15 protein-coding genes and 2 pseudogenes are annotated in these 16011 nt (G+C 59.1%); 12 read left to right on the top strand and 5 right to left on the bottom strand.

Translation table 11 applies throughout. The annotated features are described in order from the left end of the window. Window positions 1–1357: 1357 nt before the first annotated feature. The 4 genes and pseudogenes from LDO54_RS13450 to LDO54_RS13435 all read left to right on the top strand — a co-directional run bounded on the left by LDO54_RS13450 (window position 1358) and on the right by LDO54_RS13435 (window position 4816). Window positions 1358–1717, top strand: a complete 360-nt coding sequence (locus LDO54_RS13450; RefSeq protein WP_224011000.1) for a response regulator transcription factor — start codon at window positions 1358–1360, stop codon at window positions 1715–1717. A gap of 155 nt (window positions 1718–1872) precedes the next feature. Continuing rightward, window positions 1873–2457, top strand: coding sequence for a tyrosine-type recombinase/integrase (locus tag LDO54_RS13445; protein ID WP_224010998.1), 585 nt, complete (start codon window positions 1873–1875; stop codon window positions 2455–2457). A gap of 283 nt (window positions 2458–2740) precedes the next feature. Further along, window positions 2741–3747 (top strand): annotated as a pseudogene (locus LDO54_RS13440) (IS3 family transposase); the annotation flags it as partial. Window positions 3748–4201: 454 nt separating this feature from the next. Next, on the top strand, window positions 4202–4816 hold the full coding sequence (locus LDO54_RS13435; protein ID WP_436975566.1) for a response regulator transcription factor: 615 nt from the start codon (window positions 4202–4204) through the stop codon (window positions 4814–4816). A 59-nt stretch (window positions 4817–4875) separates the two neighbouring features. Here LDO54_RS13435 and LDO54_RS38830 read toward each other — a convergent pair whose 3' ends face one another. The 4 genes and pseudogenes from LDO54_RS38830 to LDO54_RS13420 all read right to left on the bottom strand — a co-directional run bounded on the left by LDO54_RS38830 (window position 4876) and on the right by LDO54_RS13420 (window position 7085). Further along, on the bottom strand, window positions 4876–5031 hold the full coding sequence (locus LDO54_RS38830; protein ID WP_253074396.1) for a phage virion morphogenesis protein: 156 nt from the start codon (window positions 5029–5031) through the stop codon (window positions 4876–4878). 11 nt (window positions 5032–5042) lie between these two features. Further along, a complete protein-coding gene (locus LDO54_RS38825; protein WP_253074395.1) occupies window positions 5043–5258 on the bottom strand; it encodes a phage virion morphogenesis protein in 216 nt (71 codons plus the stop codon). A gap of 193 nt (window positions 5259–5451) precedes the next feature. Continuing rightward, window positions 5452–5892, bottom strand: a pseudogene (locus LDO54_RS13425) (LpxL/LpxP family acyltransferase); the annotation flags it as partial. 41 nt (window positions 5893–5933) lie between these two features. Next, window positions 5934–7085 carry a glyceraldehyde-3-phosphate dehydrogenase gene (locus LDO54_RS13420; protein ID WP_224011012.1) on the bottom strand — a complete coding sequence of 384 codons (1152 nt, stop codon included), beginning with the start codon at window positions 7083–7085 and terminating at the stop codon, window positions 5934–5936. A 366-nt stretch (window positions 7086–7451) separates the two neighbouring features. On the opposite strand from LDO54_RS13420, the gene LDO54_RS13415 reads away from it, so the two are divergent. The 4 genes from LDO54_RS13415 (at window position 7452) to LDO54_RS13400 (ending at window position 9606) form a co-directional block, all read left to right on the top strand. Beyond that, window positions 7452–7844 carry a hypothetical protein gene (locus LDO54_RS13415; protein ID WP_224005309.1) on the top strand — a complete coding sequence of 131 codons (393 nt, stop codon included), beginning with the start codon at window positions 7452–7454 and terminating at the stop codon, window positions 7842–7844. A gap of 264 nt (window positions 7845–8108) precedes the next feature. Beyond that, on the top strand, window positions 8109–8609 hold the full coding sequence (locus LDO54_RS13410) for an SRPBCC domain-containing protein (protein WP_224010993.1): 501 nt from the start codon (window positions 8109–8111) through the stop codon (window positions 8607–8609). Between the two features lie 170 nt (window positions 8610–8779). Next, on the top strand, window positions 8780–9256 hold the full coding sequence (locus LDO54_RS13405; protein WP_224010991.1) for a DUF7021 domain-containing protein: 477 nt from the start codon (window positions 8780–8782) through the stop codon (window positions 9254–9256). Beyond that, window positions 9253–9606 carry a DUF2262 domain-containing protein gene (locus LDO54_RS13400; protein WP_224010989.1) on the top strand — a complete coding sequence of 118 codons (354 nt, stop codon included), beginning with the start codon at window positions 9253–9255 and terminating at the stop codon, window positions 9604–9606. The genes LDO54_RS13405 and LDO54_RS13400 overlap by 4 nt, the downstream gene beginning before the upstream one ends. A 232-nt stretch (window positions 9607–9838) precedes the next feature. Here the strand turns inward: LDO54_RS13400 and LDO54_RS13395 are convergent, their stop codons facing one another. After that, a complete protein-coding gene (locus LDO54_RS13395) occupies window positions 9839–10759 on the bottom strand; it encodes a LysR substrate-binding domain-containing protein (RefSeq protein ID WP_224010987.1) in 921 nt (306 codons plus the stop codon). A gap of 173 nt (window positions 10760–10932) precedes the next feature. Here LDO54_RS13395 and LDO54_RS13390 point away from each other — a divergent pair, with 173 nt between their 5' ends. The 4 genes from LDO54_RS13390 (at window position 10933) to LDO54_RS13375 (ending at window position 15609) form a co-directional block, all read left to right on the top strand. Then, entirely contained in the window at window positions 10933–11997 is a 1065-nt protein-coding gene (locus LDO54_RS13390) for a branched-chain amino acid aminotransferase (RefSeq protein WP_224010985.1), read from the top strand. Further along, window positions 11994–13418 carry an MFS transporter gene (locus tag LDO54_RS13385; protein WP_224010983.1) on the top strand — a complete coding sequence of 475 codons (1425 nt, stop codon included), beginning with the start codon at window positions 11994–11996 and terminating at the stop codon, window positions 13416–13418. Before LDO54_RS13390 ends, LDO54_RS13385 begins: the two co-directional genes overlap by 4 nt. Before the next feature lie 129 nt (window positions 13419–13547). After that, window positions 13548–14858, top strand: a complete 1311-nt coding sequence (locus LDO54_RS13380) for an aminotransferase class I/II-fold pyridoxal phosphate-dependent enzyme (protein ID WP_224010981.1) — start codon at window positions 13548–13550, stop codon at window positions 14856–14858. 19 nt (window positions 14859–14877) lie between these two features. Next, window positions 14878–15609 carry an alpha/beta fold hydrolase gene (locus LDO54_RS13375; RefSeq protein WP_224010980.1) on the top strand — a complete coding sequence of 244 codons (732 nt, stop codon included), beginning with the start codon at window positions 14878–14880 and terminating at the stop codon, window positions 15607–15609. Window positions 15610–16011: the final 402 nt, after the last annotated feature.

The raw sequence follows: 16011 nt of genomic DNA, 5'->3' as shown, positions 1-16011 counted from the left end.
ATGAGACTCCGTGCGGCCATGAAGAGCCATCCGGCTGCCGCGTTGGTCGGACGCTCAGGTGTCGGTTCATCCCATTAAACCGCCGTTCGATGGGCGAAGACGAATGCTGGCCGCGAAGCGACGTTCGCCTTTGCTGGAAATTCTCCATTCGACGGCTTCGCGGTCGAACTCCGCCGCTTGCGCATTCCGACCGAAATCTCGTGCAGCTTCTTGCCGTATTGCTTAATGCTCGTGAGAAACGGCACCTCTTTTGTCGTGCCTCAGGCCGCCGCTGCAGGGAAAAAACGGTTAGCGATCCAGATTGATGCAACGACACCGCTCTGCAAACTCTGCTGGCGCAGCCATGCACACAGCCGGGCATCCTCCCAAGCTCGGTCGCAACTGTTACCACTGGCCACTACCATCATCTGGAAACCGCTTGCGGAGCTATCGAGGTCAATTCGCTCGGTCCACACGTGCACCCCCGACGAACTGACAACTCGCCCCCCGCTCAACGAGAGGAAGTGGATATTCCGCTGGACGTCGGTTGGCTCCTCCCACGCACCATTGCCCGGCCGGCTCGTTGGGCCACACGTCTCCACTATTCTGGCTACATCCCGAAACGGGAAGCCGCTAAAAAGAAGGATGCCGATCGACATAGGCAAAGCCATCTCATCTCAGTGTATTTATTGCGGCCCACAATGATCGCCAGCTGTGGAGCGGTGCGACCACCAGGATCGTCGTGCGATTGGCTATCGCGTAGGGCGGCGGCCGGCCAGAAAGCGACATTCTAGTGCAGCAAAGTTCGGTCGCTTGTGCCGCCGCTGCACCGCTGGCAGCGGATATTGATCGCCGCAACGAGCCAACGAGAAGCGCAGTTCAGCGGCCTCACGAAATCTGCTCGCATGTTTTCACACCATCAGCGGTACCATAATGTTTCGAAATATGGACGAAAGCACGCGTAGTTGGTAATTTGTACATTGATTGCGATCCCGAGACCTCGCAATCACCAGTGCCTTGGCGCTGGCGTGTAAAACTCATCGCCGCATCGGGTAGTGCGGCAATTTATTTTGCGCGTAAGTTACGCCTAGGAAAGTAAGCGCGCACTGCATTTAACGCAAATCACGGCCAGCTTTTTCGTCGCGATCCTGATCGCCCACCTCCCCGACGTTCACCGGCGTTACCGCGTTTGGTGTTCCCTGCTATCTAGGCTCGGAGGTTCCCGCCGCAATGCGAAACCTCATTGAATTGCGATTTGTTTTATTTCTGGAAAGCCTCCTTTCATCTGGTTCCGCGTCTCTCGCAAGGGTTGCAAGCCAAGTCACTTCCTAGTTATGAAAATTGCTGACGTCGCAGACCAGCCGCACCAGGGAACAAGATGGCGACGATTTTAGTGGCAGACGACGATCCAAGACTGCTCGACGCCATCGAAGCACTTCTCGCGCTTGAAGGCCACCAGGTGCTCCGGGCAAAGGACGGCGAAGAGGCGTTGCGTTGTGCACAATCAGAGCACCCGGCATTGGTCATCACCGACTACATGATGCCCAGGATGGACGGAGGGCAGTTAATCGAAGCATTCGCTGGTGACCCTGGGCTCGCAACGGTGCCCGTGGTCCTGATCACCGCTCTGCCTTCGCTACCTGCTACTTTGAGGGTTGCTGGCTATGTGCGCAAACCGTTTGCGCCGGCGCATATGATTGAACTGGTGCGTCGGCTTACGTCACAAGGACAGACGTGAAACTGGGCGGCAGCTCAGAGTCGTCCCTTAAATGCCCGGTTGACTCCGGAACCGGTCACCGCAGTCGCGCGAATCCCAGCGGCGGATCAGGGTCGGTCTGCGACCGCTGGCAACGCGCGCACACTGGATCTCCCTTCAACTGGAAGGAGATCGTCATGGAAACGCGGAATGGTCCCACCGGCGCCCGCGTGCCGTGGAACAAGGGCAAGCTCACTGGACAGAAGCCGCCGTTGAAGCTTCCGGAAATCTGGGCAATTCGCACCAGGCTGCAGATGTCTTCGAACGTCCGCGAGCTGGCTATGTTCAATCTAGCGATAGATAGCAAACTACGCGCATGCGACCTCACGCGGCTGCTCGTGCACGAGGTCTGCCAGGGTAGTCACGTCGGATCGCGCGCAATGGTCATGCAGCAGAAGACGCAACGGCCGGTTCAGTTCGAGATCACTGAGCAAACCCGTCAGAGCATCGAAGCCTGGATAAAAGCTCGGCGGTTGAAGCCAACCGATTATCTGTTCCCGAGTCGTGTGCATGCGTCTCCGCATATCTCGACGAGGCAGTATTCGCGTATGGTGCACCGGTGGGTCGCCTCCATCGGGCTCGACGACACGGCGTATGGCACGCACACGATGCGGCGCACCAAGGTCTCGTTGATTTACCGTCGCACGAAGAACCTTCGAGCTGTGCAGTTGTTGCTCGGACACACCAAGCTAGAGAGCACGGTTCGCTACCTCGGCATATAGGTCGACGACGCCCTTGAAATGGCGGAACAAACCGAAGTTTGAAGGCGAGTTGGCCGGTGAGCGGTCGCTTGCCGGCGAAAAGCGGCCGCTCGACATCGCATTTATGATCGTCAACACCCATTAGCGGGACCGGTGTCAAGTGGGCGAACAATATCCTCGACTGCCCAAGCAACCGATTTCGATTCCTATGACCGAAAGAGGTGGCCGCGCAAATTCGGACAGTCGGATAAGTGGAACGCTCGGGGCCTGAGCCGGAGATAATGCCGGTAAAGGAAGCTTGAAGATGACGAAGAGAACCCGACGGACGCACTCAGCCGCGTTCAAAGCGAAAGTGGCGATGGCGGCGGTCAAGGGTGAGCGGACGCTAGCCGAACTGGCGCAGCAGTTCGATGTGCACCCGAACCAGATCACCGAATGGAAGCGGCAATTGCAGGAACGTGCCGCCGACGTGTTTGGCGCAGGCGGTACGGCAGCGAGCGAGCCGCAGGTCGATTTGAAGGAGCTACATGCGAAGATCGGCCAGCTCACGCTGGAGAACGATTTTTTAAGCGGCGCGCTCAACAAAGCGGGATTGCTGAGCGCAAAGAGATGATCGATCGTACGCACGCATTGCCGGTCTCGCAGCAGGCACGACTCGTTGGTATCGCAAGATCGAGCGTGTACTACCGGGCGCAACCGGTGAGCGAGGCAGACCAGTTGCTGATGCGCCGGATCGATGAACTGCACATGGAGTTTCCGTTTGCGGGAGCGCGGATGCTGGCGCGCCTGCTGCGTCGCGAGGGACATGAGATTGGCCGCAGGCGCGTGCGCACGCTGATGAAGCGCATGGGTATCGAGGCGCTGTACTGCAAGCCGAACACGAGCCGACGCAATGCGCAGCACAAGATCTGGCCGTATCTGCTGCGGGGCATGACGATCAATCGGGCAAACCAGGTCTGGGCACTGGATACGAGTTATATCCCGATGGCGCGCGGCTTTGTGTATCTGAGCGCCGTGGTGGACTGGGCCAGCCGGAAGGTACTGGCCCACCGCGTAGCGATCACGATGGAGGCGATGCACGCTGTCGAGGCGTTCGAAGAAGCGTTCGCGAAGTACGGGCAACCTGAGATCGTCAATACCGACCAAGGCAGCCAGTTCACCGCGACAGTGTTCACCGAGGCCGTACTCAGCCGGGGCATCAGCTTGTCCATGGACGGCAAAGGTGCCTGGCGAGACAACGTGTTCGTCGAGCGCGTGTGGCGAAGCGTGAAATATGAAGAGGTGTATCTGAAAGCCTATGCAGCCTTGTCTTCGTTCTCGACCATTTGTTTTCGAACCAGGTGAGAGCCTCCTTCGGGTACCTGAATATAAGGCGCAATTCGTTGGCGCCCATCCCGAGCATGTTGCCGTTGCCGCTCGCAAGGGATGAGTGGTGGCATGCGTAGCGCGGCCTGGTACTAAAAACCTCCTTTGAGCCCCCTCGATGAACGCTTCATATTTCGAAACTTTGCGACTGCAACGCTTTTTGAACGAGAAAGCATGCAGGTCGCATTATCTTGTATGACAGCGGTCAAACATTCGACTCCAAAGGCCGCGCCGCCTTATTAGCGAGAATTTCTTCCTATACTTTCGTTCACGAAAGAGATGTGTCGAATAACTAGTCTTGACAACCCCGGCGGCCATCCCGACGCCATAGGAAGGCTAACGTATCGTGACAGCGAACTCTCAAAGGAGCGCGCATGAGTACCGACTTGTGGCGATCATCGTGAATATTCCTGACCAAGTGGTTTTCGTGGTGGACGACGATGCACACATCCGCAATGCTTTCGGCCGCTTGCTGCGCTCGAATGGCTATTGCGTGGAGACGTACGAAGATGCGGGCTCATTCATGCGAAGAGCGGAGCTGAAACGGGCACCGGCCTGTCTCCTGCTGGATGTCCGGTTGCCAGATTCGAACGGAATCGAGGTGCAGCGACAGCTAGACGGCATTGTTCCGATCGTCTTTCTTTCTGCGCACGACGAATTCGACATCGCAGTAACTGCGATGAAGGAAGGCGCGATGGATTTCCTCGTGAAGCCCGTCGACGAGTCGATCCTGTTCGAGACCACTGAACGCGCGCTCGATTGCGGGCGGCGCTTATTCGAACAACGGGAGCGTCGCAAGGAAATCGAGCGACGGGTTGCCACCCTGACACCGCGCGAGCGCGAGGTCATGGAGCTTGTTGTGACAGGCCGTCGAAATAAGGTGATCGGCTATGAGCTGGGAGCGGCAGAGAAAACGATCAAGCAACATCGGGCGCGCGTGATGGAAAAGATGGGGGCTAATTCTCTGGCGATGCTCGTCCAGCTTTGCTCACAATACGAGGCTATTGCTCTGTGAGTTTCTGCTCGGGCTCTGTCAGCGGCCGGTTGAGATGTGGTGCAGCAGACGATCGCGTATCAGTTCGCGATCGGCCCGCCGGGCGCCACGGGCGCGAGCTCGGCGAGCTGGTGAACGCGGGCGATGCGCGCGACGCGGCCAGCGAAGCCGAGCGCGAGGCCGTCCGCCGTCGCTTCGACCGTCATGTATCGGCCGGTGCGCAGCTTCGCAAACATCGCAGCGCGCTTCACACGGCCCGCCTTTGCACGCAGGTTTTGCCCTGCTGCGCCTTGCGCGCAGTGCACTTCGAGCCATCCGGGTTCCGCTGAGCGCTGATGCGCGCCTGCTGGCTGCGGCGCAGATCGTGCGCCACGCCGAGCGTGATCTTGCGCCGCTCGGGCGCCGCGAGCCGCGAGAGCAGCGCACTCGCCCACTGTTCCAGCGCTTGCAGAGCGTCGCTCATGCAAAAGGCGCCGCGCTTTCGCTTCCAGTGTTCGTGGCCGCCCGCGGCGCTGCGGCGGCCGCATCGGCATGCCATTGCCACGCGACGAAGTCGGGATGTCGATGTTCATGCAGAACTGACCCGCTAGAGCCGGTGGGTTAAGACTCGGTGAAAATCAACAGCTACCTGAAGGCTCCATGACCTGGCGAACCATTCAATATACCGATGCCATACCAGGTGGTCGGTGCTTGAAGCGTCGGTGCACCCTGTAATACTGCTCGGGAAACTTAGCGACCTGCTCCTCGAGAAACGCATTCATGCGGCGTGCGTCGACCTCATCGTTCCCCGATGGGAAGTCCGCGAGCGGCTCGAAAATCGTCAACTTGTACCCTTGATAGTTCTGGAGCACCTCAGTCACGAACGGAACAACCCGCGCGCGCCCCAGTCTCGCGAGCCGCGAAACGGCCGTTAACGTGCAGGCGGGAATGCCGAAGAAAGGGACAAAAACAGAGTTGTCGACGCCCTGGTCCATGTCCGCCGCGAGCATGACCGGTTTTCCGGAACGCAACAAGCCCACAATCTTTTTGGCGCTGGTCGCGCGCTCGATCATCTCTGCCCCGAACCGGCCGCGTTGCCGCTTGGCCAGCGCGCACAGGACTTCCTATCGGATCAGTCCGGCGTGTCGTTGCTCTTGGCTCACCGCCACGCACTGCCGACCTGTATGTAGAACGCATTCTGATCCTTGCTGTGCGCGACATCGATACCAATGGACACCCCCAGCTTGCGTGCGATCAGATAACGGAACCCCGCGCCGATACTTGTTACGTTCTGTGCTTGCGAAAAACTTTCTAGCCGTCCGTACGCCTTGCCAAGGCCTGTGAAGCCGAGTAACGACCATCGGGGCGTCACGTCCCAGCGCAACTCCGCTTCTGTCGAGATGGCATTGCGGTCCTGGTATCGTCCTTTCTGCACACCCCGCAGGTCGACATACGGCTGTGCATAGAATGGGATGTCACCCGTCGAGAACCTCGTGTCGACGCGTAGGCCCACAATCAGCGCATGCGTAAGCGGAATCCATTTGAAGCCGCGAGCGGCATAAACATCGTAGTTCTGGGTTCCGCCGAAGCCGCTTCGGGCGAACTGCGCCTCAAATTCAGCGAAGCCGCCGGAGGCCGGATAAAAGATGTTGTCGCGCGAATCGTAGTCCAGGATGAGACTGCCGGCGCCAATGCGCTGGTCCCGCTCGAAGTTGGAAATGCTGGCCGGCACGTTGCCACCTGTGAAGCTGGACGTCGAGTCGAAGTAGACATATCGCACACCTCCATACCAGCGGCTGTTCCCGAACCGCACCAGGAACTGCTGAAGAAGCGCACTACCCATCAGGGTATAGGCGCGGGGCTGACTCGTAAGTCCGAAGTAGTCGAGGTGAGCATCGACCTTTGCCACCGCACCGAGGTAACGATACCGGTCGTCGTCCCAAGTGTGAAAGTGGGCGGCTGCTGCGGCCCACGTGCCGTTCTGGGTGTAGAGGCCCCCGAGCGCCGTCACATTTGGCGGAGTCCGGTTACGCTCATCGCCTGTTGAATTCGCCGCTTCCTCGGCGATCGGCCCGGAGAAGAATAGCAGGCCGAGACCAACGCCATAGCCCACGGCCGGCTCAGTGATCACGATGGGCACGGGCAGCGCCCCCTTGTGCTTGAGCAGGAAATCGCTCATGTCCAGTTGCCCGTCGGCCGGATCAATGAAGCTGAGCGGCTCTCTCTCATCCGCATGCACGACAACGCATGCCGATGCGATTATCGCAACGATCGCGGCAATCACCCTTGCGAACGCTGGACGACCGTGCATTGTCATTGCCCTCGTGCAACGGCGCAGCGTCCTGTTGGTGGCAGCGCCCGACCGGTAGTACGTTAAGGACCGTCCCCGACATATTAATGTCGCCGACGGATAGATGGTCAAACTTAGCGTGGTGCATGGCCGTTGATATCTGGAAGGCTGTCGTTGGATGCGTGATTGGACGAGGTGCTGCAGCGGGTCAACTACAGAAACTCACCGGTCGGCGGGGCCGCAATGGCCACGCACATCCGCGAACTTCGGCACGCGGCCAAAACCGGCCGTTCGACGCGACACCTCGGATCGGTGACAATCATGGGGCGTTGGCGCAAGCGATCCGACACCCTGAGTGTTTCATTACAGCTACCTTAAGGGCGCGAAATGAAAACTGATTGGCGATTGATTCGTGATGTTTTAAATGCAGCTATTGATAGTTGCGAACGTTTGGAACAAGCAGGTTATACCGAAGAACATCGCAGTCGCACTGTTCAGGTAAACGGACGGCAAGTGAGTGTGCAGGAATTTCTGGTCAGTGCATGGACGTTGCCAGAGAACGCTCGATACGAAGTAATCCGGGCCCGGCATGACGAGGCGCTCGATCTCCCTTATGTTCCAGAAGCGGCCCGGATTCTCACCGCAGTAGCTGCCGCATGTGCGGAGCTTATAGGTGCCGGGGAGACGCCACCGGCCGAGCCGTATATGCGAGGCATGATCAATTGGTATCGGGACCACTTCGATACTGGCGTGCAACGCGCAATTTCAGCGACACCCTAAGACCGTACCCGGCCGAGGCCGTATGAAAACGCGCGGATCCCGACGCTTTCTCAAAAATCGACCCTTCATATCCACGCATATCGGTCTGGCGGTGACTCGGGAGGGGTAAAGCGACACCCGAAAACCGAGCACTTTTGTGTTTTTACACGGCCTCGGCCAGTTTCAGCCCTTCGACATCGGAGGGTTGATCGTCAACAATGTGGGAATTCATGGCGCAGCAGAACGATTGCAACGGATTATGGGGCGAATATGGGACTACGGAGGTTGCTACTGAAAGGCATCGTCGTCAGTGTTGTCGGCGCAATGGGAGCACTATTCCTCCTTCACGCAGATAGCAGCGTGCATGCCGACGTGCTTATCAATCGATCACCCGCCGATGTCTGGAAAGTCGTATCGAACAGTGTCGCGTATCCTGATTGGAATCCCTTCATTACTCGCGTTGACGGTGACTTCAAGGAAGGATCAACAATCCGCATTGTGCTAGGCACAGGATCGAATTCGATGGTGTTCAGGCCGACCGTCCTGCTCGTTCGTCCAGAACAAGACCTCTGCTGGCGCGGCAGTGTATGGATTCGTGGCATCTTCGACGGTACTCATTGCATTCATCTAACGGCCATAAGCGGAGGAACCCACCTTGAGCAAACGGAGTCTTTCACTGGATTGCTCGTTGGGCGGCTGACGAAAGACGTAATCGAGGAAACTCGGCGAAACTTTCTGGCCATGAACGCCGCAGTCAAGCAGCGCGCGGAATCGAAAGCGCTCTGAGCACCCGCCCCTCGTGCGACGCCAACGGGATCGACGACAGCGGTCGCGGTCCGGCCAAGATGAGACATTTGACGCTCCTTTGCAAATCGTCGACGATCTGCTTCCGGCGCGGCCAGACACCGACGCGTCGCAGCATCCCCATCAACCCGATATCGACCCGCGAACCCCAGATGAGCGACCCTATCAGCGGTTTAATAGAGCAGCAGCGGTTGATATACGACAAGCTAGGATGCTCTCCGCAGGTTGGGTTGAGCGGCGTTGTCGGACCGAATGGTGTAACCGCCGCCAAGTTACGCGGGGAAAGTCTGTGGTCGGCAACGATCAACTTAGAAGCCTGGCGTATTGACGGCTTGACCGTCCGCTTAGACAGGCTGACGATCCGGCGCCGGGTGACCGACGAGCAACTGCGTTTGCTGAAGAAAAAGATTCGTCCAGGTCTTGTGATTGCTGGGACATTGCGACTTGCAGATGACCGTGTCGATTCTCCTCAGGGTCTCTTCGATAGGCTCGATCCTGTCGAACAGCCCGATCCCGAGTTGGAAATTCAGGCGAGGAAACTGGCCGAGTCTAGGTGTATTGAGGATGAGAACTTGGGTTCACTGGTGCTGGATCGACGGGTCGGATGGTTCAAGGGCAGTTGCAGTTGAACGGTACGATCGTCATTCTCAACGTTGTGCCGAATAAGCTAGATGCTTCAACTGAAGCCGTTAGTGCTGCCCGAGTTGTGCAAAGTGGGTTGCAAGAGTGGCATATGATCGCCAGCAGATTTGCTGCGCAACGGCTTCTACCTGTGAAGAATGAGAGCTGGCTACATGAAGCCGAGAGTGCGATGGCTGCACAGGATTTTTGTGAAAGCATTTCTCTTAAAGAGGTGACCGTTTTCAGTAACGGGAAAGTCGATTTTTGGTTTGACGACGGCAATATCTTTGCGGGCCACTCGATTCTAGTCAGAGCGACAGCAGATGGAGGCCCTTTCGATGCCGAGATATGCGGGTGAAACACCACGACGCTCCATTTTTGAGAGGCCGCGATTGGCTGTTCCGAGTGCTTCTTCCGGGGCGCACCGCGTTTGCCGCCGCGAATCCGCCGCCTCATGCGAGACGCATAAGACGGCGTTCGGCCAGTTCCGGCCGTTCGGCACGACCCAAATCAGCACACTTGATCGACCGCTTTGCACGGATTAACGGCCATATTTACGGACCGTTCAGGCCGACGGGAGGTCGTTCGGCCTAACTCCCCGCCGGCGAACGCCGAGCCTTTTTGCTGACTCCCGCAAGCGCCAGAAATGCCGCTTCGCGCACGGAAACGTCATCAGCACGAAAGACCAGCCACATAGCCGATCTCGCCTGGCTTTCACGCAACGGGCGAAATACCACTCCGCTTGCCTCGATTCGCTGGAACGATTCCGGCACCAACGCGACGCCCAATCCAGCCGCAACCAGACCGACCATCGTGGCGGCAGACAGCGCCTCCTGCACAATCTGCGGGGCAAAACCCGCATGACGGCATAGCGACATCACCTGCTCGTACGCGCCGGTTCCGCTATCGGCTGGATACATGACAAACGGCTCGTCGGTGAGCGCCTTGACGGAAAGCGGTCCGCTCGCGTTCGCGCACGGATGCATTGGCGGGAGCGCGGCGACAAACGCATCTTCGAACAAGCGCACTGCGCCAAATGCCGGCGGCAAATCCGGCGCGACTGTGCCGCGAATAAATGCGAAGTCGAGGCGACGCTCGAGCATCGCGGTCAACTGTCCCTGAGTCGTCAGTTCGTGAATGCTCAAACGTACGCCCGGCCAGTCACGACGGTAAGCCAATATCAGACGCGGTATCACGTGCGTCAGCGCCGCCGCGCTCGTGAAGCCGATGCGCAACTCGCCCAGCTCGCCCCGTTCTACGCGCGCGGCAATCGCACTGGTCTTTTCTGCTTGCGCCAGCAATGCACGCGCCTCGGGCAGCAGCGCCATCCCGGCCGCCGTCAGTTCGACGTGGCGATTGCTCCGATCGAACAGGCGCGCGCCGAGTTCTTCCTCAAGCACGCGGATCTGATGGCTGAGCGGCGGCTGCGCGATATTCAGGCGTAGCGCCGCGCGGCCGAAATGCAGGGTTTCGGCCAGAACCACGAAGTATCTGAGTCTGCGGAGATCCATGATACGAATTATGTATCAATTATCGACGAAACGATATTGGACGCGGGATGAACGGGAGCGGAGCATAACGCCTGTACCGCACCTGCGCGGCGTCCAGGCGCTCAGTAACGCGCGTCCGTCCTTTCTACGGTTGCGCCCGTGCGACCGTCAGCTTCATGATTTGAGTGTTCAGCATGCAATTCTCGACAACGTCGACGACCCAACCCGCCCCAGCAGCGCTACGCGAGCAGGCGCTCCATCACCCCAGAATCGGCACGGTGTTCACGGATCACATGGTAACGATCCAGTGGACAGCCGAAAACGGCTGGCACGATGCGCGAGTGCGTCCGCGTGAGCCGTTTTCGCTCGACCCGGCCTCCGCGGTCCTGCATTACGGCCAGGAAATCTTCGAGGGCATGAAAGCCTACGGGCAACCCGACGGCTCCGTGGCCTTGTTCCGCCCCGAAGAAAACGCGCGGCGGTTCAATGCCTCGGCAAGCCGGATGTCGATGCCGACGATTCCTGAATCCGTCTTCGTCGATGCCATCGAGCAACTGCTCCGCATGGACGGCGCCTGGGTTCCCAAAGGCGCGGGGACGAGCCTGTATCTGCGCCCATTCATGTTCGCCACCGAGTCGTTTCTCGGCGTGCGGCCAGCCACGCAGTTCACGTTCTGCGTAATTGCGAGTCCCGCTGGCGCGTATTTCAAGGGCGGCGCCAAGCCGATTGCCGTCTGGGTCTCGGAGCGTTACACGCGCGCAGCCCGGGGCGGCACGGGCGCGGCCAAATGCGGCGGGAACTATGCAGCTGGATTGACCGCTCAGGCCGAGGCCATTCGCAACGACTGCGATCAGGTCGTTTTTCTCGATGCCGCCGAAGGCCGCTGGATCGAGGAGCTTGGCGGTATGAATGTGTTCTTCGTCGTGGACGGCGTGCTGGTCACGCCTTCTCTGGGCACGATTTTGCCCGGCATCACGCGCGACTCCATCATCGGCCTCGCGAAAAGGCGCGGCGTTCGCGTCGAGGAAAAGCCGTATTCCTTCGATGAATGGCGTGAAGACGCCGCAACCGGCCGCCTGACCGAAGCCTTCGCCTGTGGAACAGCCGCGGTGATCGCCGCCATCGGCAAGGTTCGTTTTGACGGCGGCGAATTCACCATCCCGGCTGGACCGCTGACCGATGCGTTGCGAGACGAACTGGTCGGCATTCAGCGCGGCGTGGTCGCTGACGAACTCAACTGGACATGGCGCGTGAAATGAATACCACCACGGTGTTGGAGAAGCAGGCGTGCGCGGCCACGAACCCGGCTCAGGCTGAGGCCGTGGTGCAAGAGGAATTCGTGTCGACTGCGCGACGCCGCATGTGTATGGCTGCGTTGATGACGGCAGCCATTCTTGCCGCACTGGACACCACCATCGCAAACACGGCGCTACCTGAAATCGCTGTGGATCTGCACTCGACCGAGGCGACGATCATCTGGGTGACCAACGCCTACCAGATTGCAATGATTGCCGCGCTGCTGCCCTTTGCTGCACTTGGCGAGTCGATGGGGTATCGGCGGGTGTTCATCGGCGGTCTGGCGCTTTTTGGTCTCGCGTCGGCCGTCTGCGGCAGTTCGGCGACACTCGCATGGCTCGTTACCGGGCGGGCGATGCAAGGCGTGGGTGCAGCGGCGATCATGAGTGTCATCGCTGCATTCATTCGACACATCCATCCGCCCAGAATGCTGGGGCGAGGCCTGAGCACGAACGCGCTGGTGGTCGCCATCGGATTCACACTTGGCCCGGTCGTCGCATCGACCATCCTGACGTTCGCGAGCTGGCATTGGCTGTTTCGCGTCAACGTGCCAGTGGCAGCGGTGGCGATCGTACTCGCTGCCCTCTATCTTCCGGATGTCGCGGGAGGCAGACATCGATTTGAGTCCGCTTCCGCCGCCCTGTGCGCCGCATTCTTCGGGCTGCTGATGTTCGGCATCTGCATGCTGGAGAATGGTGGCCGAAGCGCTCTTGCCGTGTTCTGCATGTGCGCGTCTCTGGCGTGCGCTGTGGCGCTGATGCGAAAGCAACGCGGACATCCCGCCCCTATGCTTGCCGTCGATCTCATGGCGATTCGAGTCGTCAGGCTATCGTCACTTACCTCAGTTTGCGCGTTCGCGACACAATCGCTGGCGCTTGTCTCGCTCCCCTTCCTCCTTCAGGGCACGTTCGGCATGCCCGTAGCAAGGACGGGCTTCGTCATTGCCGCGTGGCCGCTTCTTGTCGCCTTCATGGCCGTGGTCGTCGCCCCACTCAGCGACAGATATCCATCAGGTTTGCTATGCAGCCTGGGGCTCATCATTCTCACGCTGGGAATGGCTTCGATTGCGCTGATGAATGGCAGCGCGTCGAGCGCGGGCATCGCATTTCGTCTCGCAGTCTGCGGAATCGGTTTTGGGCTGTTCCAGTCGCCAAACATGCGCGAAATCATGAGCGGCGCACCAGCGGTGCGCAGCGGTGGCGCAAGTGCCGTCGTGGCGATTTCACGTCTGATGGGGCAGACCCTCGGTGCGGGCCTCGTCGCCCAGTGTTTTCACTGGTGGCCCGCGTCAGGGTCCCGGATGGCCGTCTTTCTGGGCGGCGCTTGCGCACTGCTGGGCTGCCTCTTCAGTGCGATGCGTTTGAAAAAGCACACCGGCCGCTAATGCGTGCAGATCGGGGCGCTTGCCACGTGCAAGCAGGCAGGCGCCTAAGACGGCCACATGGCGCGGACTGAAAGCCCACGCTGGACAGTTTCAGGCAGGAATACTTTGATTCGTTTTATGGGGCATTGTGTGACGACGAAAGCAGGCAGGATCACTGGCGAGGGGATGACTCGTGAACATCTGGAGCAAATCAGGGACGACGCAGAGATCCGTATGCGCGAACTTCGCGACCTCGGCTTATGCATCGATATGTCCAGGGGCATTCCAGCCCGTGAACAGCTCAGATTGTCGGATGCGTTGCTCGATGATGCACTGATCGACCCGCCGATTTCGGCCGACGACGTTGATTGCCGAAATTATGGGGGGCAACAGGGCATCCTCGATGCCCGGCGTTTGCTTTCGCCGCTTCTCGGTGTCCCCGAAGCGCAAGTCATTGTCCACGGGAATTCCAGCCTGGCACTCATGTACGAATGCATCGCGCTAGCGTGGCGTAAGGGCGTTCCAGGCGGGACAGCGCCCTGGTCTGCAGGCGAACACGGGGCAACGTTCATTTGCGTTGTGCCGGGCTATGACCGTCACTTTGCCATGTGCGAAGATTTCGGCATCCGGATGATCCGGGTGGACATGCTCAACGACGGACCCGATGTAGACGCCGTTCGACGCCTGGTCGCTACAGACCCGAGCATCAAGGGCATGTGGTGCGTGCCCAAATATAGCAACCCAACGGGAACCGTCTACTCCGACGAGGTAGTCAAGGAGCTTGCCACGATGCCCACGCTGGCTCCGGATTTTCGCCTGTTCTGGGATAACGCGTATGCGGTCCATCCATTAGCGGACGTAGACGAAAGCCTCGCAAATCTCTACGAGGCGTGTGTCGGAGCAGGAACAACGGATCGGGCACTGATCTTCACGTCGACTTCCAAGATGACGCATCCCGGATCTGGTGTCGCCGCTATCGGTGCGTCGGAGGCCAACATTCGCTGGTGGCTCGACGCAGCGGGATTGCGCAGTGTCGGCCCTGATAAGCTGAATCAACTGCGCCAGGCGAGATTCCTGCGAAGTCCCAGCGGAGTTAAAGCGTTAATGGAACAACACCGGCTGCTGTTGAAGCCGAAGTTCGACCTCGTAAGCCATGTTTTTGAACGACACTTCGCGACAAGCGGACTGGCCCGCTGGACATCGCCCAAAGGGGGATACTTTGTCAGTCTGGAGGTCGTGCCAGGCACTGCAGCGAAAACTGTAGCGTTGGCGCAATCATTGGGCGTGAAGTTTGCGACTGCCGGTTCATGCTTCCCTTATCGCGATGATCCAGACGACGTGCACCTGCGGATCGCGCCATCCTACCCCGCCATAGAGGATCTGGCGTTAGCGTTGGAGACCATCGCTGTTTGTACGTTGAAATCTGCGGCGGATGAATTGTTACGCCAAGCGCGCCGCTAGAAGTTCGAACGGGTTGACGATGGAGCTGGAAACGACCAATAGCGCAACGAATTGCGAGTCTCCCTGGGTTTTACTCCCGGGATTCATGCTGGACGAAACGCTTTGGGATGAAGTGGTATCGCTGTGCGGGCACCGACGACAAATCGTTCGCCCACGGTTGGCTACCGTTGAGACGATCGAAGACATCGCTGACGACGTGGCTCGTCGTGCGCCGGATCGATTTGTTCTCGTCGGCTTTTCGCTCGGCGGTTATGTCGCCCGCAAACTTGCTGAACGCTATCCCGAACGCGTCGAAGCGCTTGTCCTGATCGCCTCTTCGCTCAGGGATGACACGCCAGAACAAGCACAGGCAAAACGGAACGCAGTCGCTACTCTGACCGCGGACAGCTTTCAGGGGCTTAGCCGGTCCTCGATAGCAAGATCGGTTCACCAGAATCGTCGTGGCGACGACGCCTTGATCGAGCGGATTCGGTCAATGGGGAGGAGACTCGGGTATGCCGCGCTGGCCAGCCAGTCGAATTTGAGCAGGACCATCAATAGCCAACCGGCGCTCGAATGCCCAACTCTCGTGATAGCTGCTGCCGCCGACGATCTACGCTCAGCAAGCGAGACCACAGAATTGAGCGCGGCCATTCCCGGCTCAACGCTCGTCACGATTCCGGATTCCGGACATATGCTGCCGATCGAGCAACCAGTCGCTCTTGTCGAAGCCATTGAAGATTGGCTGTGCAATCGGAAAAACGGGGTATGAGTCGCGTCCCAGCTATCGAGCCAGCGATCAATTCAACGGAGACGTCGCATTCTATCGCTGCTTTTATCGAATGCTGCATGGCTGTCTGCTTTTGGGCCGTGAACTGACGCCCCCTCGTTTCAGGCACGAGCGGCCGCAGTGGGTCGGGAGTACGCACTGTCGACTGGCTGCTCCCGGGCAGCCAAATTCACTGGCCGCTTTCCTGCGATGAGTTTGACGAGCTGACGGACGCAGCCCGACCCATTTCGGTCAGCCGGCCCTCTCCAAAGCGGTCAGTCACTCGACTCCATGTTTGCGAACTGAAGTGCCGGGAAGCGGCCGTTGGCGACCTCAGCCAAGCGACCATCATGAGCAATCCATCGGAAGACTTTCTCTGGCCGCGTGCGGAAGTTCTCAGGATGC

Origin of the sequence: Paraburkholderia tropica (assembly GCF_914484835.1) — a bacterium.
Lineage (GTDB): Bacteria > Pseudomonadota > Gammaproteobacteria > Burkholderiales > Burkholderiaceae > Paraburkholderia > Paraburkholderia tropica_A.
This window is presented reverse-complemented; position numbering and strand designations above follow the sequence as displayed.